The organism is Halorubrum aquaticum (genome assembly GCF_900113615.1).
GTDB lineage: Archaea > Halobacteriota > Halobacteria > Halobacteriales > Haloferacaceae > Halorubrum > Halorubrum aquaticum.
Map to the genome: position 1 here is coordinate 21,088 of NZ_FOPZ01000004.1, position 23,942 is coordinate 45,029.

At 69.1% G+C, this 23,942-nt stretch carries 24 protein-coding genes; 14 read left to right on the forward strand and 10 right to left on the reverse strand.

The features are described 5' to 3' along the window. The first annotated feature begins 8 nt into the window (after nt 1-8). The 3 genes from F3H10_RS04720 (at nt 9) to F3H10_RS04730 (ending at nt 3,411) form a co-directional block, all read left to right on the forward strand. Nucleotides 9-905 carry a CoA transferase subunit A gene (locus F3H10_RS04720; protein WP_149783690.1) on the forward strand — a complete coding sequence of 299 codons (897 nt, stop codon included), beginning with the start codon at nt 9-11 and terminating at the stop codon, nt 903-905. Further along, nucleotides 895-1,665 (forward strand): CoA-transferase subunit beta, encoded by a 771-nt coding sequence (locus F3H10_RS04725; RefSeq protein WP_149783691.1) that lies wholly within the window; start codon nt 895-897, stop codon nt 1,663-1,665. The genes F3H10_RS04720 and F3H10_RS04725 overlap by 11 nt, the downstream gene beginning before the upstream one ends. Before the next feature lie 123 nt (nt 1,666-1,788). Continuing rightward, nucleotides 1,789-3,411: an acyl-CoA synthetase gene (locus F3H10_RS04730; RefSeq protein WP_149783692.1), complete on the forward strand. Its 1,623-nt coding sequence runs from the start codon at nt 1,789-1,791 to the stop codon at nt 3,409-3,411. A 618-nt stretch (nt 3,412-4,029) separates the two neighbouring features. On the opposite strand, the gene F3H10_RS04735 is transcribed toward F3H10_RS04730, so the two are convergent. Beyond that, the gene (locus tag F3H10_RS04735; RefSeq protein ID WP_149783693.1) at nt 4,030-4,314 is read right to left on the reverse strand and encodes a 2Fe-2S iron-sulfur cluster-binding protein; all 285 of its coding nucleotides are present in this window, start codon (nt 4,312-4,314) and stop codon (nt 4,030-4,032) included. 6 nt (nt 4,315-4,320) lie between these two features. Beyond that, nucleotides 4,321-4,815, reverse strand: coding sequence for a GNAT family N-acetyltransferase (locus tag F3H10_RS04740; RefSeq protein WP_142986832.1), 495 nt, complete (start codon nt 4,813-4,815; stop codon nt 4,321-4,323). Between the two features lie 167 nt (nt 4,816-4,982). Here F3H10_RS04740 and F3H10_RS04745 point away from each other — a divergent pair, with 167 nt between their 5' ends. The 6 genes from F3H10_RS04745 to F3H10_RS04765 all read left to right on the forward strand — a co-directional run bounded on the left by F3H10_RS04745 (nt 4,983) and on the right by F3H10_RS04765 (nt 8,407). Further along, on the forward strand, nt 4,983-5,903 hold the full coding sequence (locus tag F3H10_RS04745; protein ID WP_149783694.1) for a Phenylacetic acid catabolic protein: 921 nt from the start codon (nt 4,983-4,985) through the stop codon (nt 5,901-5,903). Nucleotide 5,904: 1 nt separating this feature from the next. After that, nucleotides 5,905-6,297: a metal-sulfur cluster assembly factor gene (locus F3H10_RS04750; RefSeq protein ID WP_142986830.1), complete on the forward strand. Its 393-nt coding sequence runs from the start codon at nt 5,905-5,907 to the stop codon at nt 6,295-6,297. Beyond that, on the forward strand, nt 6,294-6,509 hold the full coding sequence (locus tag F3H10_RS04755; protein ID WP_149783695.1) for a phenylacetic acid degradation PaaB family protein: 216 nt from the start codon (nt 6,294-6,296) through the stop codon (nt 6,507-6,509). The genes F3H10_RS04750 and F3H10_RS04755 overlap by 4 nt, the downstream gene beginning before the upstream one ends. Further along, entirely contained in the window at nt 6,506-7,264 is a 759-nt protein-coding gene (locus F3H10_RS04760) for a Phenylacetic acid catabolic protein (protein WP_149783696.1), read from the forward strand. Before F3H10_RS04755 ends, F3H10_RS04760 begins: the two co-directional genes overlap by 4 nt. Beyond that, nucleotides 7,264-7,431 (forward strand): PaaD-like zinc ribbon domain-containing protein, encoded by a 168-nt coding sequence (locus F3H10_RS15960; RefSeq protein ID WP_185955736.1) that lies wholly within the window; start codon nt 7,264-7,266, stop codon nt 7,429-7,431. Before F3H10_RS04760 ends, F3H10_RS15960 begins: the two co-directional genes overlap by 1 nt. Before the next feature lie 133 nt (nt 7,432-7,564). Then, entirely contained in the window at nt 7,565-8,407 is an 843-nt protein-coding gene (locus F3H10_RS04765; protein WP_142986828.1) for an enoyl-CoA hydratase/isomerase family protein, read from the forward strand. 9 nt (nt 8,408-8,416) lie between these two features. On the opposite strand, the gene F3H10_RS04770 is transcribed toward F3H10_RS04765, so the two are convergent. Next, on the reverse strand, nt 8,417-9,571 hold the full coding sequence (locus F3H10_RS04770; RefSeq protein WP_149783697.1) for an acyl-CoA dehydrogenase family protein: 1,155 nt from the start codon (nt 9,569-9,571) through the stop codon (nt 8,417-8,419). 80 nt (nt 9,572-9,651) lie between these two features. After that, nucleotides 9,652-11,103, reverse strand: a complete 1,452-nt coding sequence (locus F3H10_RS04775) for an aldehyde dehydrogenase family protein (RefSeq protein WP_149783698.1) — start codon at nt 11,101-11,103, stop codon at nt 9,652-9,654. Between the two features lie 161 nt (nt 11,104-11,264). Here F3H10_RS04775 and F3H10_RS04780 point away from each other — a divergent pair, with 161 nt between their 5' ends. The 3 genes from F3H10_RS04780 (at nt 11,265) to F3H10_RS04790 (ending at nt 15,050) form a co-directional block, all read left to right on the forward strand. Continuing rightward, a complete protein-coding gene (locus tag F3H10_RS04780) occupies nt 11,265-12,374 on the forward strand; it encodes an NAD(P)-dependent alcohol dehydrogenase (RefSeq protein ID WP_149783699.1) in 1,110 nt (369 codons plus the stop codon). A gap of 73 nt (nt 12,375-12,447) precedes the next feature. Continuing rightward, on the forward strand, nt 12,448-13,617 hold the full coding sequence (locus tag F3H10_RS04785; protein WP_142986824.1) for a thiolase domain-containing protein: 1,170 nt from the start codon (nt 12,448-12,450) through the stop codon (nt 13,615-13,617). Beyond that, nucleotides 13,614-15,050, forward strand: a complete 1,437-nt coding sequence (locus F3H10_RS04790) for an OB-fold domain-containing protein (protein ID WP_149783700.1) — start codon at nt 13,614-13,616, stop codon at nt 15,048-15,050. Before F3H10_RS04785 ends, F3H10_RS04790 begins: the two co-directional genes overlap by 4 nt. Here F3H10_RS04790 and F3H10_RS04795 read toward each other — a convergent pair. The 5 genes from F3H10_RS04795 to F3H10_RS04815 form a co-directional block, all read right to left on the reverse strand. After that, a complete protein-coding gene (locus tag F3H10_RS04795; protein WP_149783701.1) occupies nt 15,020-15,970 on the reverse strand; it encodes an MBL fold metallo-hydrolase in 951 nt (316 codons plus the stop codon). The genes F3H10_RS04790 and F3H10_RS04795 overlap by 31 nt on opposite strands. Then, the gene (locus tag F3H10_RS04800; RefSeq protein WP_149783702.1) at nt 15,967-17,412 is read right to left on the reverse strand and encodes a UbiD family decarboxylase; all 1,446 of its coding nucleotides are present in this window, start codon (nt 17,410-17,412) and stop codon (nt 15,967-15,969) included. Before F3H10_RS04800 ends, F3H10_RS04795 begins: the two co-directional genes overlap by 4 nt. Then, nucleotides 17,409-18,911 (reverse strand): UbiD family decarboxylase, encoded by a 1,503-nt coding sequence (locus tag F3H10_RS04805; protein ID WP_149783703.1) that lies wholly within the window; start codon nt 18,909-18,911, stop codon nt 17,409-17,411. The genes F3H10_RS04800 and F3H10_RS04805 overlap by 4 nt, the downstream gene beginning before the upstream one ends. Then, a complete protein-coding gene (locus tag F3H10_RS04810; protein WP_149783704.1) occupies nt 18,908-19,405 on the reverse strand; it encodes a hypothetical protein in 498 nt (165 codons plus the stop codon). The genes F3H10_RS04805 and F3H10_RS04810 overlap by 4 nt, the downstream gene beginning before the upstream one ends. Before the next feature lie 82 nt (nt 19,406-19,487). Then, entirely contained in the window at nt 19,488-21,266 is a 1,779-nt protein-coding gene (locus tag F3H10_RS04815; protein WP_149783705.1) for an archaea-specific SMC-related protein, read from the reverse strand. An 82-nt stretch (nt 21,267-21,348) separates the two neighbouring features. Between F3H10_RS04815 and rdfA the strand changes: the two genes are divergently transcribed. Further along, a complete protein-coding gene (gene rdfA, locus F3H10_RS04820) occupies nt 21,349-22,038 on the forward strand; it encodes a rod-determining factor RdfA (RefSeq protein WP_223174200.1) in 690 nt (229 codons plus the stop codon). A gap of 51 nt (nt 22,039-22,089) precedes the next feature. Here rdfA and F3H10_RS04825 read toward each other — a convergent pair whose 3' ends face one another. Next, nucleotides 22,090-22,854 carry an enoyl-CoA hydratase/isomerase family protein gene (locus F3H10_RS04825; protein WP_149783706.1) on the reverse strand — a complete coding sequence of 255 codons (765 nt, stop codon included), beginning with the start codon at nt 22,852-22,854 and terminating at the stop codon, nt 22,090-22,092. Between the two features lie 752 nt (nt 22,855-23,606). On the opposite strand from F3H10_RS04825, the gene F3H10_RS04830 reads away from it, so the two are divergent. Then, entirely contained in the window at nt 23,607-23,885 is a 279-nt protein-coding gene (locus tag F3H10_RS04830) for a DNA-directed RNA polymerase subunit L (protein WP_149783707.1), read from the forward strand. Nucleotides 23,886-23,942 lie beyond the last annotated feature (57 nt).

Below are 23,942 nucleotides of genomic sequence, written 5' to 3' on the forward strand. Positions count from 1 at the left end.
GAGAGCACATGTCAGCAGAACCCTCGGAGTCACTCTCCGATGCGGTGTCACGGATCCCGCCGGGTAGCTCCGTCGCGACCGGCCTCGCGCTCGAACACGCGATCCCGTTCGCGGCGGGACACGAACTCGCCCGGCAGGGGATAGACGACCTCACGCTGATCGGCCCGATAAGCGACCTCCTCTTCGACCAGCTGATCGGCTGCGGGGCGGTCTCGCGGGTCCGGGCGGCGTGGGTCGGGAACGTCAGCGCGGGCACCGGCTATCGGTTCCGGGAGGCCGTCGAGAACGACGAGATCGACGTCGAGAACCACTCGAACTTCAGCATCGCGCTCGCGTTACGGGCGGGGGCGCTCGGCGTTCCGTTCCTTCCTACCCGGTCGCTTCTCGGGAGCGACGTCTTCGCCGAGAGCGACTGCTTCGAGGCCGGCACCGACCCCTTCGGCGGGGAGGAGGTGGCGTACGTCCCGGCGATCGAGCCGGACTGGGCGATCGTCCACGCCCAGCGGGCCAGCCCGGAGGGAGACGTCCACCTGTGGGGGAACACGGGGATCGTCGACCCGGCGGTCGGCGCGGCCGAGAACGTGCTCGTGACCGCGGAGGAGGTCGTCGACCCGGAGACCATCCACAGCGACCCGAGCCGGACCGCGATCACCAGAGAGCAGGTGTCGGCGGTGGTCGAGTGTCCGTGGGGGGCACACCCCTCGCCCGTGGCGGGTCACTACAACCGCGACAACGAGTACTACCTGCGCTATCACGGCGCGACGGACACGCAGGCGGCCTTCGACGAGTGGGCCGACGAGTGGGTGTACGGGGTCGACGACCGCGAGGAGTACATGCGGGGTGTCGACGCGGACCTGTCGATCACCGAGCCCACGGTCGCCGCGGAGGTGCGCTATGGCCAGTGAGGCGTACACGCCGCGGGAGCTGATGGTGAGCGCGGCCGCCGACGAGATCGAGGACGGCGACACCGCGTTCGTGGGGATGCGGCTCCCGCTCATCGCCTTCCAGCTCGCCGTCAGCACGCACGCGCCCGACTCGATGGCGGTCTACGAGAGCGGCGTGGTACGGGACGGTCCCGCGGACGGGTTCATCCACACGATGTGTGACCTCCCGAACCTGAACCGGGCGGTCTCGACGACCGGGATGTTGGACATCATGAGCCGGCTCCAGCGCGGGGACGTCGACGTGGGCTTCCTCGGCGGGGCGGAGGTCGACCGATACGGCAACCTGAACACGACCCGGGTGCGCGCCGGCGATCGCGAGATCCGGCTCCCCGGCAGCGGCGGGGCCTGCGACATCGCCTGTATGGCCGGGCGGACGGTGTTGTTGATGCCACACGAGTCCCGCCGGTTCGTCGAGGAGGTGAACTACGTCACGAGCCCGGGACACGCCGACGACGGCTCGGGGCGGGAGAATCACCCGGCACCGGGTGGCGGCCCCGACGCGCTCGTCACCTCGAAGGCGACCTTCGGGTTCGCCGACGGCAAGCTGTTCCTCCGGAGCGTCCACCCCGGCGTCGACCGCGAGGCGATGCTCGCGGACTTCCCGTGGGAGGTACGGACCGCGCCGGAGGTCGGGGAGGGACCGGTGACGACGACGCCGGAACCGACGGCGGAGGAACTCGATCTGATCCGGACGTTCGATCCCGACGGCTTCTGGACCTAAACGCGCCACGGGGACGGCGCGGACCGTCTCGGCTCTCGCGACGACGCGATCGGCTCTCCCGAAGAAATGACCGGATAGCAACCGTTAAGTGTTCCATTTAAGATCGTGAGGATAGACACACAGATGCAGTCCAACGTCCCGACGGAGTACCTGCCAGACGAATCGGACTCGCCGGATTACGTATACCCGATCCCCGAGGCACACTACCCTCGGGAGATCAACACCGCGGACCAGCTCGTCGATCGCCACGTCCGCGAGGGCCGGGGAGATAACGTCGCCGTCTACTTCGAGGACGAGACGATCACCTACGAGGAGCTTCAAGAACGGGTCAACCGGATGGGCAACGCGCTCCGGGAGCTCGGCGTCGAGTCCGGCGACCGGGTCCTGGTGCGGTTCCCGAACCGCCCCGAGCCGGTGATCACGTGTCTCGCCGTCCAGAAGATCGGGGCCGTCGCCATGCCGTCGATGAAGCTGCTCCGCGCCAAGGAACTCCGGTACATCGTCAACAACGCCGAGGCGACCACGGTCGTCGTCTACGACGACCTGCTTGACGAGGTGGACGAGGCGCTGCCCGACCTCGACACCGTCGAAGACGTCGTCGTGGCGGAGCGGAACGGGATCGAACACGACCACCGCAGCTACGACGAGCTGATGGACGCTGCGAGCCCCGAGCTTGAGGCCGCGGACACCGAGCGCGACGACCTCGCGTTGATGCTGTACACGAGCGGCACCACCGGGCGGCCGAAGGGGGCGATCCACACCCACCGGCAGATGCTCGCGACGGCGGACACGTACGCGCGGTACTGCCTCGAGCCGACCGAGGACGACGTGTTCGGCGGCAACCCGCCGCTGCCGTTCGCGTACGGGTTCGGCGACCTCGTCACGTTCCCGCTCCGGTTCGGCGCGAGCACGAGCCTGACGCAGGACGCGAGCCCGGGCGACCTGCTCGAGTCGGTCGAGAACCACGGGATCTCCGTGCTGTGTTCGATCCCGACGGCGTTCAACCAGATGCTCGCGAAGTTCCCCGACGGGCCCGAGGAGTACGACGTCTCCTCGCTGCGGGTCGGGATGAGCGCCGGCGAGCCGCTGACGCCGACGACGTTCGAGCAGTTCCGCGAGGAGTACGGGATCAAGCTGCTCGACGGGATCGGAACCACCGAGATGCTCCACATCTTCGTGAGCCACCATCACGAGGGCGAGGTCGACCCGACGGCGACCGGGTTCCCCGTTCCCGGCTACGAGTGTAAGATCGTCGACCCGGACACCGGCGAGGAGTGCGAGCGCGGCGAGCCGGGGATGCTCGCGGTCCGCGGGCCGACCGGCATCGAGTACTGGAACCGTCCGGAGAAGCAGGACGAGTCGGTCGAGGACGGCTGGTCGTTCCCCGGCGACATCTTCGTCCAGCGGGAGGACGGCCGGCTGGAGTACAAGTCGCGCGCGGACGACCTCATCGTCTCCAGCGGCTACAACATCCCCGGCCCGGAGGTCGAAGCCGTCGTGGAGGAACACGAGGCCGTCGCCGAGGTCGCCGTCGTGGGCGCACCCCACGAGCAGCGCGGCGAGATCGTGAAGGCGTTCGTCGTCACGACCGAGGGGACGACCGGCGACGACGAGCTCGTCGAGGAGATCCAGAACCACGTGAAGAACACGCTGGCCCCGTACAAGTACCCGCGTGCGGTCGAGTTCGTCCCGGAACTACCCCGGACCGAGACGGGCAAGATCCGTCGGAAGGAACTGCGCGAGTAGTCGACCCTCGTTCCGCCGTTTTCTCGTTTCCCCCGCCAGGTGCGCGTATACGATCTCGTATACTCCGATCGCGAGCGACGAGTCGGCGATCGTACACGATCGTCGCGGAGCGCTCGATCGGGCGATGGAATCCACGCTCTCGAGCCACGTGTCTTCGAGAGAACGCCGCCTAAACCGGCCTGAAATCACGGACATTGGCGTATACGTAATCGTATACGGCTTCGGCAGAGATGCGAGATCTTCGAACGATCGTCCTTCGAGGACGGATATCGGACGGGATCCGGGCGGAACGGGATCCGACACGCGGGTATAACACGAACTTAGTCCGTGTCACAACGATCTCGCGCGGATCGCAGCTATAACACACACTAAGTCCGTGTTACGGTTGCCCCGGTGGCGTATTCGAATTCCGTATACAATATCGTATACATACATCGAACGAGCCCCACGGGTCAGGACCTCCATGGAAGCGCCACGCCTACACGACGTGGCCCGCATCGCACGGGATCGATCGACGGGATACCCCGCCCGTCGGAGTTCGATGGGTGGAGAAGAGCGGAAGGCTGTCGGGAGGCGGAGTCGAAACGGGAGAAGACGATCCGGAGACGATCGGGGCTTTCAGGGACTCTCGTCCGTCTGTAGCTTCAGATCCGAGAGGGGGCGGCCGATACAGGTCAACACGTACCCCTCCTCCTTCTCGCCGTCGGAGAGGAACATCCCCTCGGTCTGGTCGACCTCGCCGTCGCCCTCACACTTCGCCGAGCAGACGCCGCAGACGCCCATCCGGCACTGGTAGGGGAGATCGATGCCGATCTCCTCGGCCGCCTCCAGAACGGACTTGTCGGCCGGCACCTCGATCGTCTTCCCGCGGTCGACGAGCTCGACTGTGTACGTCTCTACCATGGCGCTCTACCGGTTCCCCGCGGACGTCTCGTAGACGTGTTCGACCGGCTCGAAGCCGAGCTCCTCGTACAGTTCGGCGGCCTCGTCGTCGCCCTCGAGCACGTCGATGCGGAAGAACTCCACCTCGTGGGGCGGCCCGGAGAACCACTCGTCGGCCGTCTCCAGGAGCGCCTTCCCGACGCCCTGGCCGCGGTGGTCGGGGTCGACGTAGTGGCCGTTGATGTAGCCGTGGTCCTGGAGCCGGAAGATCGGGTGATCGCCCATCACGCGGGCCTCGAGGACGCCGATCAGTTCCCCCGACGACGACTCCTCCGCGACGACGACGGTGCCGTACTTCGAGTCGACGAGCTGGTTCTCGAAGTAGCGGATCCAGCGCTCGTCCGCGTTCTCCTTGTGGCGGTACCGGTCGTCGTACTCGGAGAGGTGATCGGTGAACCCGTGCCAGAGTTCGATCAGGTCCTCCGCGTCCTCGCTCGTCGCGTGTCGCACCTCGTATGCCATGTGCGCCCCGTCGTCCCCGACTGATAAAAAAGATCGTGTCGACGGGTTCTCACGGAGTCGAACGGAGCACCGACGGATCGGCGTCCAGAGGCGTCATCGATACGCGAATCGTATACAGAAAACAATTATAATGCTGGCCTCCGAACGGTCAATCAGTCGATCCGACCATGCCTACAGAGAAACAGTTGAAAAAGCAGCTTCAGAACGGCAAGATGATCGAATCCGAGGAGGAGATGACGGAGGGCTACAAGAAGGCCCTGAAGCGGATCCTGCTCGTCTCGGGGGACACCGAGCTGATGAGCGCGCCCGCCTACTACGACCAGTCGCTGAACGCGCCCTCGATCGACGCCCGCGCGTCGTGTATCAGCGTCGTCCAGGACGAGCTCGGCCACGGCCACATCGCCTACCGCCTGCTCGAGGACCTCGGCGAGGACCGCCAGGAACTGATCTACGAGCGCGAACCCCACGAGTTCCGGAACACGTACGGGTTCGACCAGCATCTCGAGAACTTCGCGGAGCTCGTGACCGCCCACGGCATCTTCGACCGCGCGGGGATGGTCCTGCTCGGCGACATCTACGAGAACACGTCGTACGCGCCCTGGAAGCGCGCGCTGACGAAAGTCGAGAAGGAGGAGCAGTTCCACCTCCGGCACGGCGAGACGTGGATGCGCCGGCTGTCCAACAAGAGCGACAAGACCCACGAGCGGCTCCAGGACGCCGTCGACTGGATGTTCCCCATGGGCGTCGAGTGGTTCGGCATGTCCGACGAACAGAAGCGCAACACCGAGCAGCTCGACTACCGCATCAAGGGCAAGTCGAACGACGAGCTCAGACAGGACTGGCTCTCGCGGACCCTCCCGCTGATGGAGGAGCTCGACCTCGACGTGCCGGCCCACTACGACGAGGAGGCCGACGAGTACGTCCTCGAGTACGACATGCCGGTCGCGTTCGACCAGGAGAACAAGGAGTGGCGCTTCGACGAGCCGATCTCCTGGGACGACGTCATCGACCGGTGGCGGAACCGCGGACCGGCCAACGAGAAGTACGTGAACATGATCCAGTCCGGCGAAGTGAGCGTACAGGTGTAACATGTCGACGAAACAACGAACCGGCGGCACCTCGGGACCGGCTCGGAAAAGCGAGTTCGTCGAGCGGCGTCGATCCGATGCCTCGACCTTCGAGGACCGGTTGTGGGCGGAACTCGACGAGATCCCGGACCCGCACATCCCGGTGAGCCTCGTCGAGATGGCGATGGTCTACGACGTGTCGGCCGACGACGGCCACGTCGACGTGGAGATGTCCTTTCCGTGTATGGGCTGTCCGGCCTACGACATGATCAAGAACGACGTCCGGAGCTGTCTGCGCGTCGTCGACGGCGTCGACTCCGTCGACGTCGACGTGGTCTGGGACCCGGTGTGGTCGAAGGACATGCTCACGGAATCGGTGCGTGAGAAGATGCGGAACTCGGGGATCAGCCTATGACGGGAACGACGAAGTACGCGGTGTTTGGTCGGCGAAACGAGGGGGACGACACCCTCCACCTCGGCACCGTCAGCGCCCACAGCGACCGGCTGGCGAAGACGTACGCGTACAACACCTACGACGAGGAGGACTGGAACTACCTCGCGGTCGTGCGTGAGGAGGACCTGCTGGAGGTCGAACACGGCAACGTCCGCCGGGAGGTGCCACAATGAGCGAGTGGCCCGCGGCGGCCGTCGACTACGTCCAGGCGATCACGGACACGAAGCTCGTGTTGGGCCACCGCTACGCGCAGTGGAGCCTCGCCGGCCCCTCGCTCGAGGACGACATCGGCGGCTCGAGCGCGGCACAGGAGGAGGTCGGCCACGTCCGACAGCTCTTCCGCAAGCTCGAGTCGCAGGGCCGGGACGGCGACTGGCTCCGGGGCGACCGAGACCCGGAGGAGTTCGCCAACGCCTCGTGTCTCGACGCGATCGACGGCGACTGGACGGCGTACATGGCCACCATCGCCCCGGTCGACCGCGCGGCGTGGTACATGCTCGACGCGATCGACCGCGAGGACATGGAGGGGATGATCACGAAGATGGGCGAGGACGAGTACTTCCATCTGGAGTACCACGACGCCCGCCTGGAGACGCTGGCGGCCGAAGACCCGGAGACGCTCCAGTCCACGCTGGAGGAGACGATCCCCTCGGCGCTCGCGCTCGTCGGTCCCGAGGGACTCGACGACGATCCCCTCGTGGACGCCGGGTTCACGAACCAGTCGGTCGCGGACGTCAGGGAACGGTTCATCGACCACTACCGCGACCTCTTCGCCGAGACGGACGTCTCGCTGGAGGGTGTCGACTGGGACGCGCCGGACGCGGACGCGTGGGACGAGACCAGACGCCGCGTCGGGGAGGGCGGGGTCAGAGCGGAGGACCTCGTCCAGATCCGCGGGGAACGCAACGCCGAGTTCGCGATCGAGTGATGAGCGACTCCGAGGACCCGACCGTCGAGTGTCCGCACTGCGGGTCGGCCGACGTCGACAAGGAGTCGGCGTTCGGCAGCGAGATCTCGAAGACGCAGTACTACTGCAACGGCTGTCACACCGTCTTCGAGCGGATCAAGTACGACGGGAAACAGCCCGGCGAGTGAGGACGGCCGCGGCGATCGTCGCGGCGGCGGCCAGCCCTTCTTCCACCGTTAGCGGCGTGTGAGCGCCGTTTCGACCGTCACGAACGATCGTAATGAGAACATACATATACGACGGATTCGATCGGTGGATCGTATGAAATCGTTCAGCGAGCTGGATCTAGAGTATTTCCAGACTGACCTGGAGGACCACGTCGGAACCATTCGCCTCGACCGCCCGCCGGCGAACGCGCACAACATCGACGTGTTGCTCGAGTTACAGCGCGTGGTCGAGACGGTCCGGTTCGACGAGAGCGTCCGCGCGGCGCTGTTCGGCAGCGCGAGCGAGAAGTTCTTCTCGACCGGCTTCGACATCAAGGAGCTCCAGAGCGAGTCCGGCAAGCAGGTCGGCTACGCGAGCCAGACGAGCAAGGAGATCATCATGAAGATGCGGACGACGGACACCATCTTCATCGCGATGGTGAACGGTCACTGCATGGGCGGCGGCCTGGAGCTCGCGCTCGCGTGTGACTTCCGGTTCGTCGGCGACGACGACGGCTACAACGTCGGCATGCCCGAGATCCACCTCGGCCTCATCGCCGGCGAGGCGGGCACCCAGCTGCTCCCGCGCTACATCGACCGGTCGACCGCGCTGAAGATGATGATCACCGGCGAGACGCTCACGCCGGCGGAGGCGACCGAGCGGGACATCTTCGACGAGATCCACCCGCCCGACGAGGTCGAGGACGCCGCCCGCGAGTTCGCCGAGCAGATCGTCGAGAAGTCCCACATGGCCGTCGGCCACAACAAGCTGGCCGTCAACGAGGGGCTCGAACTGCCGCTCTGGGACGCGCTCGCACACGAGCGGGAGCTCCAGAACCGGCTTCTCGGCTCCGACGTGGCGAAGGAGGGCGTCGACGCCTTCCTCGGCGACCACGACCCCGACTTCCTCGGCGTCGAACTCGGCGACAAGGAGCCGGGCGCGCCCGACGAGGAGTAGCGCCCCGATTCAGAGGCCGAGCGCCTCGCCCGCGACCGTCGTCTTCTGTATTTCCGTCGTACCGCCGATGATGCTCAGGATCTTCGCGTCCCGGTAGTACCGCTCCAGGGGGAGGTCCGTGCGGTATCCCTTCCCGCCGTGGACCTGGATCGCGTTTCGCGTGACGAACTCGGCGGCCTCGCTGGCGACGTACTTCGCCTTGCTCGAGGTCCGGGTGTCGCCCTCACCGTCGGCGATCGCCTTCGCGGAGTCGTACACCAGGTGGCGCGCGCCGTCGAGCTCGGCGTCCATGTCCGCGACGAGCACCTGGACCGCCTGGTAGTTCCCGACCGGCTGGCCGCCCTGTTCGCGGTCGCCCGCGTACGCGATGGCCTGATCGAAGGCCGCGCGCGCGATGCCGGTCCCGATCGCCCCGAGGCCGGTCCGGGCCATGTCGATGGTGCCCATGGCGATCCGAAAGCCCTGGCCGACCTCGCCGAGCAGCGCATCGTCGGCGACGCGCACGTCCGAGAGGGTGGAGTCGCCGGTGACGTGGCCGCGCATCCCCATGAACTCGACGCGGTCGAACGCGAACCCGTCCCGATCGTCGGTGCCGGGCACGAGGAAGACGCTGACGCCGTGTCCGTCCTCGGGGGCGGGCTTCTTCCGGGCGACGACGAGGTGGAGGTCGGCGACGCCCGCGTTCGTCCCGAACGACTTCTCGCCGGAGAGCAGGTACCCCTCGTCGTCGGCGACCGCGACGGTCGACAGCTCGCTCGGCGAACTGCCGGCGTCGGGCTCGGTGAGCAGCATCGATCCGACCGTCTCGCCGCGCGCCATGGGTTCGAGGTACCGTTCCTTCTGGTCGTCCGTGCCGAACTCGGCGACGGGGAGCGCGGCGAAGGTGTGGCCCTGGATCGTCTCGGCGACCGCGCCCGACGCCTCGGCGATCCGCTCGACCGCGAGACAGTACGAGAGGAAGTCGGACCCCTCGCCGCCGTACGCCTCCGGGAGGAGGATCCCGAGCAGCCCCCGGTCGCCCGCCTCCTCGATCACCTCCCGCGGGAACTCGTCGGTGCGTTCGATGCGGTCGGCCGCCGGTTCCACGACCTCGGTCGCGAACGCCGCGGCCCGGTCCCGTATCTCGCGATGCTCGTCGGTGAGCGCGCTCTCGATGAGGCTCATACGGCCCTACACGCGCGGGCAGTCCGGATAAAGGTTCAAGAATGAGGCGAGGAACGTCTCGACCCCCCGTCGGAGCCGGCCTACTCCAGGTTGACGTTGACGTTCTTCGTCTGGGTGTACTCGCGGAGCGCCTCCGTCCCCTGCTCGCGGCCGAGCCCGCTCTCCTTGAAGCCGCCGAACGGCGTCTGCGGCTGCGTGACGGGGTACTCGTTGACGCTCACCATGCCGTACTCGAGCGCGTCGGCGACGCTGTGAGCCGTCTCGAGGTCGCTCGTCCAGATCCCGGCCATGAGCCCGTACGGCGAGTCGTTCGCGATCTCGATCGCCTCCTCGCGGTCGGCGAACTCGATCACGGACAACACCGGCCCGAAGATCTCCTCACGGGCGATCGTCATGTCGTTCGTCACGTCGGTGAAGACGGTCGGCTCGACGAAGTGGCCGGTTTCCCTATCGTCGGGGACGCCCCCGCCGCAGGCGACCGTCGCGCCCTCCTCCTTGCCGCTCTCGATGTACTCGAGCACCTCCGCCTGCTGGCTCTCGCTGACGGTCGGTCCCATCCGCCCGTCGTCGTCGATGCCGCTTCCGAGCGGGGTCGACTCGGCGCGCTCGACGACGCGGTCGACGACCTCGTCGTGGACCGACTCGTGAACGAGGAGCCGCGAGCCGGCCCAACACATCTGGCCGGCGTTCATGAAGATCCCGTAGTGACAGCCCGCTGCCGCGGCATCGAGGTCGGCGTCGGGGAAGACGACGTTCGGTCCCTTCCCGCCGAGTTCGAGCGTAACGCCGGTCACGTTCGCGGCGGCGCGCTCCATCACGCCCTTGCCGACGCCGGTGCTGCCCGTGAACGCGACGTGTGCCACGTCCGGGTGTCCGGCGAGGCGGTTCCCCGCGACGCTCCCGCGGCCGGGAACGACGTTCAGGACGCCGTCCGGGAGCCCCGCCTCCTCCGCGGCGACCGCGTAGTAGAGCGCGGAGAGCGGCGTGGTGCTGGACGGTTTGAGCACCGCGCTGTTGCCGCAGGCCAGCGCGGGCGCGAGGCTCCGGCCGGCGAGCTGGAACGGGTAGTTCCACGGGATCACGTGTCCGGTGACGCCGACGGGCTCGCGGACGGTGTAGTTCAGCCGGTCGCCGGGGACGGGAACCTGATCGCCCTGGATCTTGTCGGTCCAGCCGGCGTAGTAGCGGAACGTCTCGACCACCATCTCGACGTCGAGGGAGGCCTCGAACGGGGTCTTCCCGTTATCGTGGGACTCGACCGCGATGATCTCGTCTTCCCGCTCCTCGATGGCGTCGGCCATCGCGTGGAGGCGGGCGCCGCGCTCGCGCGGGTCGAGCGACCGCCACTCGCCGTCGCGGGCCATCGCGTCGTCCGCGGCGGCGACGGCGCGGTCCACGTCCGCCTCGCCCGCCTCCGCGACCTCGGCGTACGGCTCCTCCGTCGCGGGGTCCTCGGTCCCGAACGTCGCGCCGTCCTCGGCCTCGGTCCACTCGCCGTCGATATACAGCTCTCTCGGGCCGGTGTAGCTCATGCGGTTCGGGCTCTATCCTTGACGGATAAAACGCTGTGGACGCCGGAACCGGACGGGCCGAAGCGAGCGTTGGGAGCCATCCACGGGATCGAGGGCGGACGTGAACCGAACGCGAACCGGACGAATGCTTATGTGTAACTACACACATGGTACACGTGGACATGGAAATCGATGCCGCGGTCGTACGGGAGGAGTCCGGGCCGTTCGAGATCGAGACGCTGGAACTGGACGAGCCGCAGGCGGGGGAGGTGCTGGTCCGCGTCGTCGGCGCGGGGCTGTGTCACACGGACATCGCCGTCAGGGACCAGTACTACCCGACCCCGCTGCCGGCGGTGTTGGGCCACGAGGGTTCGGGCGTCGTCGAGGCGGTCGGGGAGGGCGTCACGAAGGTCGAGCCCGGCGACGGGGTCGTGCTCACCTTCGATCACGACGGGACCTGCCGGAACTGCCGGGAGGGCGACGTGGCGTACTGCGACGACTTCTTCGCACACAACTTCGCGGGACGGCGCGTCTCGGACGGGTCCTCGCCGATCCACGACGGCGGCGAGGCGGTCAGCGGGATGTTCTTCGGCCAGTCGTCCTTCGCGACCCACGCGCTGGCCACGGAACGGAACGTCGTCCCCGTCGACGACGACGTTCCCCTCGAGCTCCTGGGCCCGCTCGGCTGTGGCGTCCAGACGGGCGCGGGCGCGGTCATCAACACGCTCGACCCGCAGGCGGCCTCCTCCATCGTCGTGTTCGGGACCGGGTCCGTCGGGCTGAGCGCGGTCATGGCGGCGGACCTGAAGGGCTGTACCGACGTCGTCGCCGTCGACCTCATGGAGTCCAGACGCGAGAAGGCGCTCGAGCTCGGCGCGACCCACGCGATCGATCCGACGAGCGTCGACGACACGGTCGACGCGGTCCACGAGCACCTCGGCGGCGGGGCGGACTACAGCGTCGAGACGACCGCGAACACGGACGTCTTCCGGCAGGCAGTCGACTGCCTGCGCCAGAACGCCGACTGCGCGGTCGTCGGCGCGCCGCCGCTCGGGACCGAGGTCGAACTCGACGTGAACAACGTCCTGTTCGGGCGGAACGTCAAGGGGGTCATCGAGGGGAACTCCAACCCGGACCTCTTCATCCCCGACCTGATCGAGCTCTACCGCGCCGGGAAGTTCCCGTTCGACGAGCTCGTCACCTACTACGACTTCGAGGACATCGAGAAGGCGATCGAAGAACAGGAGGCCGGCGAGGTCATCAAGCCGGTCCTCCGCATGAGCGAGCCCTGACGAGTCCGAGCGGCGTCGTCGGCGGCGGACCGGATCCCTATGGATTTTTACTGTCGGACCGAAACGGGGACCCATGCGAGACGCGTATGTGCTCGGAGCCGGGCAGTCGTCGTTCGGCTCGTTTCCGGAGGAGACGTACCTCTCCCTGTTCGACGACGCCTTCGACGCGGCGCTCGACAGCGTCGACGGCGAGTTCGACCCGGGAGCGATAGATGAGGCGTACCTCGGCACCCTCGGCGTCGGCGGCCGCCAGATCGGGTTGAGCGGCCCCGCGGTGACCGAACACCTCGGGCTCCACGGCGTGCCGACGACGCGCGTGGAGAACGCGTGTGCCGCGAGCGGCTTCGCCTTCCGGCAGGCGGTCACCGCCGTCAAGTCGGGGGTCGTCGACGTCGCGCTCGCCGGCGGCTACGAGGTGATGACCGACGCCAGCTCCGACCACACCCGGTGGTGGCTCGGCGTCAGCGGCGAGACCGAGTGGGAGCGCACGAGCGGCACGACGTTCGCCGGGGTGTACGCCCAGATGGCGAGCGCGCACATGGACGAGTACGGGACGACCGCCGAGGACCTGAGCCGCGTCGCCGTGAAGAACCACGGGAACGGGGCGAAGAACCCGAAGGCGCACCTCGGGTTCGAGTGTTCGCTCGAGGACGCGGTCTCCGCGCCGAGCGTCGCCGACCCGCTGAACCTCTATCACTGCTGTCCGACGACCGACGGCGCGAGCGCGGTGCTCGTCGCGAGCGAGGAGGTCGCCCGCGAGGCGAGCGACGCGCCGGTCCGGGTCGCCGGCGCGGGCGCGGCCAGCGGACGGGTCGGGCTGTTCCAGCGCGAGTCGCTGACGAGCATTCCGGCGAGCGTCAGCGCGGGCGAGGCGGCCTACGAGCAGGCGGGGATCGGCCCCGACGACCTCGACTTCGCGGAGGTACACGACTGTTTCGCCATCGCCGAGCTGCTCGCCTACGAGGACCTGGGGTTCTGTGAGCGCGGCGAGGCCGGCCGGCTCCTCCGGGAGGGCGTCACCGACCCCGACGGCGAGCTGCCGACGAACACGAGCGGCGGCCTCAAATCGAAGGGTCACCCGATCGGCGCGACCGGAACCGGCCAGATCGTCGAGGCGTTCAAACAGCTCCGCGGGGAGGCGTACGTCCAGGTCGACGACCCGCAGTACGGGCTGACGCACAACGTGGGTGGAAGCGGGGGCGGCGTCACCGTCCACGTGCTCGAACGGGGTGAGTCGGCGTGAGGGGGATCGCCGCCGCCGGGGCGTACGTGCCCCGATTCCGGCTCCCGGGCGACGAGATCGCGATCGCGTGGGGGACGAGCCACGCGAGCGGGATCGAGCGGAAGGCCGTGCCCGCCGCCGACGAGGACGCCCTGACGATGGCCGTCGAGGCGGCCGAGCGCGCGCTCTCGAGCGACGCGGTCGACCGGGACGAGCTGACGCTCGCGACCGCGGCGACGACGACGCCCCCGACCGAGGAGGGCGAGTTGCTCCCGCGGCTCGCGCGGGCGCTCGACCTCCCCCGGTCGGTGGCGACGGCGACGGTCGGCGGCCACACGGCGGCCGGGGCCGAGGCGCTCTCGCGGGCGCTCGACGCCGAGGGGCCGGCCCTCGTCGTAGCCGCCGACGCTCCGGAGGGCGAGCCGGCCGAGGGGGACCACCCGCTCGGCGCCGGCGCTGCGGCGTTCGTCGTCGCCGACGACGCGTCCGCGCCGGTAACGGAGACCGCCTGGCACACCGAGGAGACGCCCGGCGTCCGGTTCCGCGAGCGGGGCGGGCGCGACGTGGAGTCGCTCGACGTCACGACCTACCAGCGGAACGCGATCCGCGAGGCCGTCACGAGCGCGGCGGCGTCGCTGGCGCTCGATCCGGCCGACGCCGACGCCGCAGCGGTCCACCAGCCGGACGGGCGGTTCCCGTACCGGGCGACCGCGGACCTCCCGGTCTCCAACGAGGCGGTCGCGGCGGGAACCGTCGTCGACCGGATCGGCGACGCCGGTGCCGCCACGGTCCCGCTCGGGCTGCTCGCCGCCCTCGACGCCGGAAGCGGTGACGGTGGAGACGCCGACGCGGAGGCCGGCGGCCGATCGCTCGCGGCCTTCTTCGGCGGCGGCACCGCGGTCGCGGTCGCGGTCGAGGGCGGCCTCGACGTCGAGGGGATCGACGATCTCGAGGGCGGGACCGAGATCGACTACGCGTCGTACCTCCGCGAGCGGGGGTACGTCGTGAACGGCGAGGTCGCCGGCGGGGGCGCGCACGTCAGCCTCCCGAACTGGCGGCGCTCGCTGGACCAGCGCTACCGCCTCGTCGCCGGCGTCTGTCCCGACTGCGGCGGCGTCTCGTTCCCGCCGGAGGGGGCCTGTCAGTCGTGTCACTCGCGGGTCGAGTTCGAGGAGTTCGAGGCCCCGCGGACCGGGACGGTCCGCGCGCTGACGGTCATCGGCCAGGGCGGCGCGCCGCCGGAGTTCGCGGAGCTCCAGCAGCGCGACGGCGCGTACGCCGTGGCGATCGTCGAGCTCGACGCCGAGGCGGGGCGCGTCCGCCTCCCCGCGCAGGTCACCGACGCGGACCCGGCGGACGTCGCCGTCGGCGACGAGGTGCGGGCGACGGTCCGCCGGATCTACGAGCAGGAGGGCGTTCCCCGCTACGGCGTCAAGTTCGAGCCGACGGCGTGATCGCCGGGACGGGTCCGGTACTCGACCGGGTCGTCCCCGCAGCGTTCGACCGCGCCGATCGCCTCGAGCCGTCTGAGGTGTGCGGACGCCTCGCCCGCGCCGAACTTCGCGTGTATCCCCGCCATCTCGCCGAACAGTTGCTTCGCGACCGTCCACGGCGTGGCCGCGCCCGCCGCGGGAAGCGCGTCGACGACCCGTCGAGCGCGCTCGCGGTGGTGTTCGCGGACCGACGCCGCCTCGCGCGTCACGTCGACCGTCGTCCCGTGGCCGGGCTCGCCGCGGTCGAAGGCGTCGTCGACGCGGTCGACGGAGCGGAGGTACGCCGCGAGCGGGTCGTCGGTCCGCGTGTCGCTCCCGCCGACGTTCGGCGTGTACGTCGGCAACAGCAGGTCGCCGAGGAAGGGCGTGTCACGGTACGCGAAGGCGGCGTGGCCCGCGGTGTGGCCGGGCGTGGCGAGCGCCTCGACGCCCGCGACGACGTCCCCGTCTGACAGCTCGCGGACGTCGTACACGTCGGGAAGCGGCGAGGGGCGGTCCGCCTCGACGAGCGCGGTCCGCACCGTCTCCGGCACGCCCCACCGGCGGAGCGCGTCGGCGTCGCGCTCGAGCCTGCGGGCGCGTTCGTCCGCGTACGACGCGACGAGCGGGGCGTCGGCCGCGTGCATGGCGATCCGGGCGTCCGCGGCCTCGGCGAGCCGGGTCGACAGCCCGGCGTGGTCGGCGTGCCAGTGGGTCACGAGCACGTGGTCGACGTCCGCCAGCACGAGGCCGGCGTCGTCGATCCCCGCGCACAACGCCGCCCACGGCTCGTCTCCCGGCGGTCCGGGATCGATGACGACCCCCGCATCGGGGAGGACGTACGCGCCGTTGACGCCCTCGGGCGAGCCCGTTCCGACGGCGACGCGCACCGCGTCCGTCACGCGCCGTCACCCCCGGACGCGAGGTCGTCGCTCCCCGTCGACGACGGCCCGCCCTCGGGTTCATCGTCCGCCGTGAGCGACTCCCACCGCTCGAGCGCGGACTCGCGGACGCCATCCGGGAAGGAGGACTCGAAGGTGACCCGCGGCGCGATGTAGTCCTCGTCCCACCGGGGGTCCCAGATGGCGCTGATGTACAGCCGCGATCCGGTCGCCCCGTCACGGCGGTAGACCGGCGCGGTCGCCGCCGGGGCGTTTGGGTCGCTGAACACCCAGTCGTTGCCCGGATGCGCCTTCACCCACATGTCGTCGAGCGCACGGGCGAGGTCGGTCGGCCGCGCGTACTCGTCCAACACGAGCACCTTGTCGAAGTAGTCGGAAAACGAGAACAGCGCGTTCGCGAGCTGCCAGTCGAAGCCGGCGTACAGGATCTCACTCGAGACGAGACAGAGGCCGAGCCGGCTCTCGACGGGGAGCTGTACCCACGACACCGGCGAAACCCCCCAGTAGCCGTTGACGCGGCGGTACAGCGTCGCCGCCTCGACGAGGCTCATCAGGTGGACGTCGTCCGCGAGCGGCGCGCCGAGCGGGACGAACGGCACCGTCGGGTCCTCCCGGAGCCGGATCCCCTCGGCCTCGAACGAGAGCGTGGCGGTCTCGGTCGCCCGCTCCCAGGTCGCCTCCGGGCCGGACACCGGCTCGTCGGTCGGGGCGGCGACGCCGTCGATCCGCACCTCCGCGCTCGCCGGCACGATCCGCCCGTCGACCCGTGCGAGCGGGACGTCCGCGAGCCCGGCGGCGCGCTCCGGCACGGCGGGGACGGTCCGGTCCTGCGTCCACCCCTGAAGCGCGGCGACGAGCGTCGCCGCCTCGACGCCGAGGGACACGCTCGCGGCCTGCCCGCCCTCGAACCACTCGCCGACGGCGCGGGGAACGACCACTCTGAGCGTCGAGCCGCGGTGAACGGTGCCCCGGACCGGAGCCCACGTCGTGGTGTCGTCGCGCTCGACCGCGACGATGCCCTGAGTGACCCCCTGTCTCCCGTCGTCGTCGACGCCGGGGAGGCCGAGCGCGTAGAGGTCGTCCCCGGCGTCACGGTCGGCGGCCGGGTCGAGAGAGACCGCGTCCGCGAGCGGGGTCGTCTCCCATCGCGAGAGCACGTCGAGTAAGTCGACGCAGCCGACGTCGTGGCCGAGCCCGAGCCCGGCGGCGATCCGTCGCCACGGACGGTTCTCCCGTCCGGAGATCTGGTCGGGACCGGCGTAGACGCCGCTCGCGTACGCGACCCGACCCGCGGTCTCGTCGAACCGGAGCGCGGCGCAGTTGTGTGCGAGCGCCTCCGTCGCGACGACCGCCGCCTCGGTGTCCCAGTGGACCCGCGACCCGATCTCGAGGAGGTCGTCCCGCTCCCGGAGGTCGGCGAGGTGTTCGGAGAGGGTCGTCACGGCTCGACCTCCGCCGGATCGATCCCCGGCAGTCCCTCGGGGCTCGCGCCGGCCTCGACGAGCAGGGTCCGCGCCCAGTACCGCGTCTCCTCGTCGGCCACCTCCGCGGCCGCCTCCGCGTCGTCGTCGCGGTCGCGGGTGGCGTCGATGTACGCCTTGGCGGTCTTGGCCTTCGAGGTGCCCGTCTGGGCGTTCCCCTTCTCGTCGGGCGTCTGGTAGATGTTGAGCGGCACCTTCGGCATCGACGCGACGCCGAACTGGTGGAAGTCCTCGTCGGGGTCCGCGTGTAGCGCGAGCGCCTCCAGCACGGCGCGCTGGTCGAGCGGGTCGACGTCGCCGTCGACGAACACGAAGAAGTCGACGTGGAGCATGCCCCAGGTGGTGAAGATGAAGTTCGCCAGGTCGTGGAGCTCGCCGGGGTCCGTCGCGTCGGTCGAGATGACGTAGACGGTCCGCGGCGTCGACTGCCAGGGGACACAGCGGTCCACGTCGAACCCGCCGGCGCGCAGCCCGAGCGTCGCGTCCGGCCCGACACAGCCGATCTCCATCGAGCTGGTGGAGTTCTCCGTGTGCCCCACGCCCGTCCCCTCGACACAGAACGGGATGATCGGGTCCGCCCGGCGGGTGATCGCCGTCACCTCGAGGGCGGGCATCGACCGCCGCGGCCCGTGCATGTAGCCGAAGTAGTCCCCGAATGGCCCCTCGTCGCGGCGCACGCCGGGAACGATCTCGCCCTCGATGACGAGCTCCGCGTCGGCCGGGACGAGGAGGTCGTTCGTCTCGCAGGGCACCACGTCGATCGGAGTGCCCTTCAGACCGCCGGCGAAGGAGACCTCGTTTCTGCCCGTCGGGATCCACATCACCGAGCTGTACTGTACCGCCGGGTCGGCCCCGACGACGATGGCGACCGGCATCGGCTCGTCGCGCCGCTCGTACTTGTAGTAGAAGAGGTTCGGCGTCTGCTCGCCGGCGAGCAGGAGCACGCTCGCGGTCCGGCTGTCGTGGACCATCACGCGGTGATACGAGTAGTCGATCCACTCCGAGTCGGGGTCCGGTGCCACGAGCGTGTGGAGGTTCGAGTACCGCCCGCCGTCGCCCGCGTGGATGTACGGCCACGGGTAATCGAGCAGGTCCACCTCCTCGCCCGTCTCTTTCACCTCCTTACACGGCGCGTCGGTCCGGTCGACCGTCTCCGGCGGCCGCTGCTCTTTGAGCCGCCGGATCGTCTCGTCGTAGAACTCCCGGCTCGAGGCGTCCGGAGGGATGTCCATCCCGAGGGCGATCCGGTCCCACGGGCGGCGCTGTGAGCCGCGGTAGGGGTCCCCCACGAGCCGCGCGCCGTCCGCCGACTCGAAGAAGGGGATGGGGCCGTCGTTCTCGTTCGCGAGCATCGTGAGCGCGCTCGCCTCCAGGTTCCACGACACGGGCTCGTCGACGCGCACGAGTTCGTCCCGCGCCTCGATCCGCCGGAGGTACCCGCGGAAGCCGTCGACCGTCATCCGCCGTCGCTCCCGCCGGTCAGTTCGCGTTGCTCGCGCTGTACCTTCAGATCGACGTACTCGTTGACGAGTTCCGGGTAGCGCTCGGAGAGGTGCTCGTACATCACCTTGCGGCTGGCCTCCGAGATGGACGAGTAGACGCCGACCTCGACGAGATACGCCAGGAGCGTCTTCACCTCGTCGGAGCGCGTGTTGATCACGTTCGCGCCCTCGGCGGTCTCCTCCATCACCCGTTCGAGCGTCTCCCTGTCGACCCCCTCCGCGTCGATGTCGGTCTCCAACACCTCGATGTACCACTGTTCCTCGGTGTTCTCGTGGGGACCGCTGACGACCGTCAGCGGGACCGGGTCGGACAGCTCCGCCGCGTCCCGACTCACGTACGCTCGCGTGCTGAAGATCTCCTTCGTCTCGGCGTCGGTCACCTGAATGCTGACCTCCCCCTGTTCGGGATCGGGCGGGAGGTTGGTCTCGGACGTGACGTATTCGTCGGGCATGCTGAGATATGTCCCTACTCGAATCCCGCGCGTAAAGTATTATCCTGTCGGGCGGAGCGCCGCCGAACGACGGCGAGTCGCCTCACGGCGACGCGTCGGCGCTGACGACGTCCCACTCCGAGGGGTCGACGACGGACGCCTCGAGGGCGTCGTGTTCGGGATATGCGGTGAACACGAGGTACTCCGCCCGTCCGTCGAGGTACTCGACGAGCGTCGAGAGGTTCCCCGCGGAGAGCCCGCCGAGCCGGTCGAGAAGCAGGACTGGGACGTCCTCGCCGACCTCGAACGCCTCGTGGCCGGCCAGCGCGGCGACGATCCCGAGCAGCTCCAGTTCCCCCTCGCTCAGCGCGTCGAGCGAGGCGGTCCGGCCGTCACGGGCGACGACCAGCTCGAACTCGCTCGTCAGCCGCGCGGTCTCGAAGCTCGTGTCGAACCGCTCGAGGAGGTCGGCGATCGCCTCGTCGAACGCCTCGCGCGTCCGGCGTTTCATCTCGGTCTTCCGGTTCCGTAGCTCCTCGATCTCCTCGCTCAGCGCCTCCCGCTCGTCCGCCAGCGTCGAGCGTTTGTCGGCGCGACGCTCCAGGTCCTCCAGCTCCTCGCGGCGCTCCTCGAGTTCGGTCTCCACCCGCGCGAGGTCGCTCGCGACGTCCGTGACCTCCTCGTCGCGCTCGGCGACCGTCTCCTCGAGCGACTCGATCCGCCCATCGAGCTCCGAGCGGTGATCGCGCGCGGACTCGAGGCTCTCCTCGCGGTCGGCCAGCTTGGCCTCGAGGTCGCCGATCCGGCGGTCGAGCTCGTCGCGACGCTTCGTCGCGTCCCGGATCCGGTCGCGGCGTTCCTCGAGCTCCTCCACGCGGTCGTCGTACTCGGCGCGCTCGGCGGTGAGCTCGGAGATGCGGTCGCTGAGGTCCTCGAGGCGCTCGCGGAGGCTCTCCTCGTCGGTCTCGGTCCCGCAGAGCCAGCAGGCGACGTCGTCGCCGAGCAGCCCGCGGTCGCGGTCGGTGAGCAGTTCGACGCGGCCCTCCGTCAGCACCCGGCGGTTCGCGGAGTAGACGGCCCGCAACAGTTCCACGTCGGTTCGGATCGACTCCCGACGGTCACGGATCCGCGAGAGCTCCTCGCTTACGTCCTCCTCGGGCACCGTGAGCGACTCGCGCTCCTCGCGGAGTTCGGCCAGCGTCCCCTCGATGCGCTCGACCGCGTCGGAGAGGCGGTCGACCCGCCGTTCGGTGCGGGAGCGTTCCGCGCGCAGGCGACTCAGCTCCTCGCGTTCGGCCTCCTCGCCGTCGGCGTCGTCCGGCTCCGTGAGCGACTCCCGGCGCTCTCTCAGCTCCTCCAGCCGGGCGTCGAGCCGGGTCACCTCCTCCTGGACCGACGGGAGCCGGCTCGCGGCGTCCTCGGCATTCGACAGCTCGGCGTCGACGCTCGACCGCTCGGACCGTAGCTCGGCGATCCGCTCCTCGATGTTCTCGAACTCCAGCGGCCGGGTCAACAGGTCCGCGAGGTCCTCGCCGCGGCGGACCGCGTCGCGGATCGCGTTGTCCTCGTCGAGGAACGCGTACAGGTCCGCCCGGATCCGGTCGTACTCGTCGGAGAGCAGTCCGGACCCGCTGCTGACGACGGTTCCGTCCCGTCGCTCCAGTTCGACGACGTGGGTCCCGTCGGGGGTCTCGAGTTCGACCCGGCCCGCGTCGGCGTTCTCGGTGAGCGGCGCGGCCGTTCCCATGGCCGTCTCGATGGCCTGGAGGAAGCTCGACTTTCCCTGCCAGTTCGCGGCGCGCACGACGTTGTTCCCTGGGTCGATCCTCGCGGACCCCTCGCGGATGCCGGCGACGTTCTCGATCGTGAGCTCCCAACCCATAGCGGCCCTTCGTAGCGGCCGCGTTAAGTTTTACTACTGCGGAACCCGACGGTCGGGTAACCGATGCGAGGACCCCAACCGCATGAGTTGTAAGATCGACGCCGCGATCGACGAGTACGGGGTCGACGTCGCCCAGTCGGGGTACGACGGCGTCGACGACTACCTGCTCCGGCGGTGGCGCGGCGACGACGGCCGGTCGGCCGACGGCTACCGGACGCTGACCGACTGGTTCAACAAGCGCCTGCTCAAGCGGGTGTACGACGAGCACAACCGCGAGGCGACGGGCGTCCGGCTCGAGGGCGAGTACGAGGCGCTGCGGTCCGACGACGACCTCGTCCGCCGGGAGGTCGCCGACGACCTCCGAGGGGACGGGATCGAGGTCGAGGAACTGACCGCGAGCATGCCCTCGTGGAGCACGATGCGCCACCACCTGAACGACTGTCTCGAGGGGTCGAAACCGACTGAGACGGCGACCTCGGAGTGGGAACTCGAGAGCGTCCGGATCGCCGCCGACCGCGCCGCGGAGAAGGCCGAGAAGGCGGTGGGATCGCTGGCTTCGAAGGGGGAACTCGCGGACGGCGACGACGTCGAGATCGACGTCGACATCCAGTTGACCTGCCCCGTCTGTCACGTCCGGACCCCGTTCCGGGAGGCCGTCGACCGCGGGTACGTCTGTCGGGAACACGCGGAGAGGGAACGGGCGGAGGGGATCGACGGGGACGCGAGCGTGGAGGAAGCCGCGAACGCGGGCGCGAACGGCGACCGCTCGTAACGATCGACGAACCGACCGATCGACGGATCGATCGGCCGTGACCGCCGCGTCTCAGTCGAAGTCCGGGCGGCGTCCCTCGAGGAACGCCGCGACGCCCTCCCGGTGGGCGTCGGTGTCGTACGCGAGCGTCTGGAAGTGGGCCTCGCGGCGGAGCCCGTCGTCGATCGGCTGCCCGAGGTTCTCGTGGAGCGCCTCCTTCGCCAGCGCGAGGTTCTCGGTCGGCCGGGCGGCGAGCGTCTCGAGGAGGTCGTCGACGGTCGCCTCGAGTTCGCCGTCGGGGGCGACCTCGTTTATCAGGTCGAGCGCCGCGGCGCGCTCGGCGTCGATCAGTTCGCCGGTGAACGCGAGCTCCTTCGCGGTTCTGAGCCCGACGAGCCGGGGGAGCGTCACGGTCCCGCCGAGGTCGGGGACGAGCCCGACGTTGATGAACGACGCGCCGAAGCGCGCGTCGGGAGCGGCGTACGCGAAGTCCGCGGCCGCGACGAGCGAGAGGCCCGCGCCGACCGCGTCGCCGTTCACCTTCGCGACCACGGGCAGGGGCGCGGTGAGGACGGCCTCCGCGACCCGTCCCAACGTCCCGCGGACCCGGTCGTACGCCTCCCGGGCGCTCTCCTCGCGATCGGCCATCGCCTGAACGTCCCCGCCGGCGCTGAACGCGCTGCCGGTGCCGGTGATCACGACCGCGTCGAGCGCGTCGGGGTCGAGTCCCTCGAGCGCGCCCGCGAGATTGCGGGCGACGTCGGCGGTGAGCGCGTTCTTCGAGTCGGGGCGGTCGAACGTGACGTGTCTGACGCCGTTCTCGTCGCGAACGTCCATGTGGGTACCGTGCGAGCGGCGCGTATATATTGGTTGGCAGCGCGCCCGACGGTTCGTCGGCTCGATCGGGTCGATCGGGTCGACCGGATCGGTCGGCTGGATCGACGAAAGATAAGAGAAAAATAATACCTATCAATCAGTCACTTCAGGGCAAATCGTGTGGGGAGAGGGGATCGCCGTGACGTGCCTCGGGTAGATCGACCGATCGATCACCCGTCGTCGCCGGCGCGGAGGGCGTTCACGAGGGAGCTATCGGGCGTATTCGGCCGATATTCCGGTAAAACCGCCGAACAGCCGGCCGTCGTGTCACTCCCAGGGATCACGGGTATCCGACTGAGTCCCACCCCGTAACACGCGACACGGAATCGCACTTCACGCCTCCTCGTCCTCGAATTCTGGGTCTCACCGGAATCGCCGACGGGCCGTCTAGATCTCCCGCACGCTCCGTCTCGCGCACCGTTTCGTGCGCCGGCGAATGCTCTCGAAGGCACACCACCGCGAACGTAGCCGATTCGGATGGATCGGAATCTGACGCCCGTTAACATAAAATATTACATATTATTTAGTATAATATTAAGATATTTGATATATAGTGCTGCCGTGGCTGACGGTTGACGACGAAGGGCGACCGTGGAGACGCGCGGTCGAAGGAGCTGGGCGACGACGGTCGGCCGGTCTCGTCATCGATCGACCGTCGACCGGCGATATCCCGGAGACGAAACGTTGAAACGCCGTTCGGGCGAACCACGGGTATGGAACTGCGGGTCATCGAGAAGACCGACACGGAACTCCGCATCGAGATCGCCGGCGAGGACCACACGTTCATGAACGTGCTGAAGGGCGCGCTGTTGGAGGCCGACGACGTCGCCGCCGCGACCTACGACATGAACCCCGAACAGTCCGGCGGCCAGACCGAGCCCGTCCTCACGGTGAAAGCCGAGTCCGGCGACCCCCTCGACGCCGTCGAGGCGGCGGCGACCTCGATCACGGACCGGACGGACGCGCTTCGCGACGCCGTCACGGCCGCCTGAATTCGACTGACCGGCTCAGGTTCGTCCGAACCCTTTTGATGTGGTGCGGTCTATTCG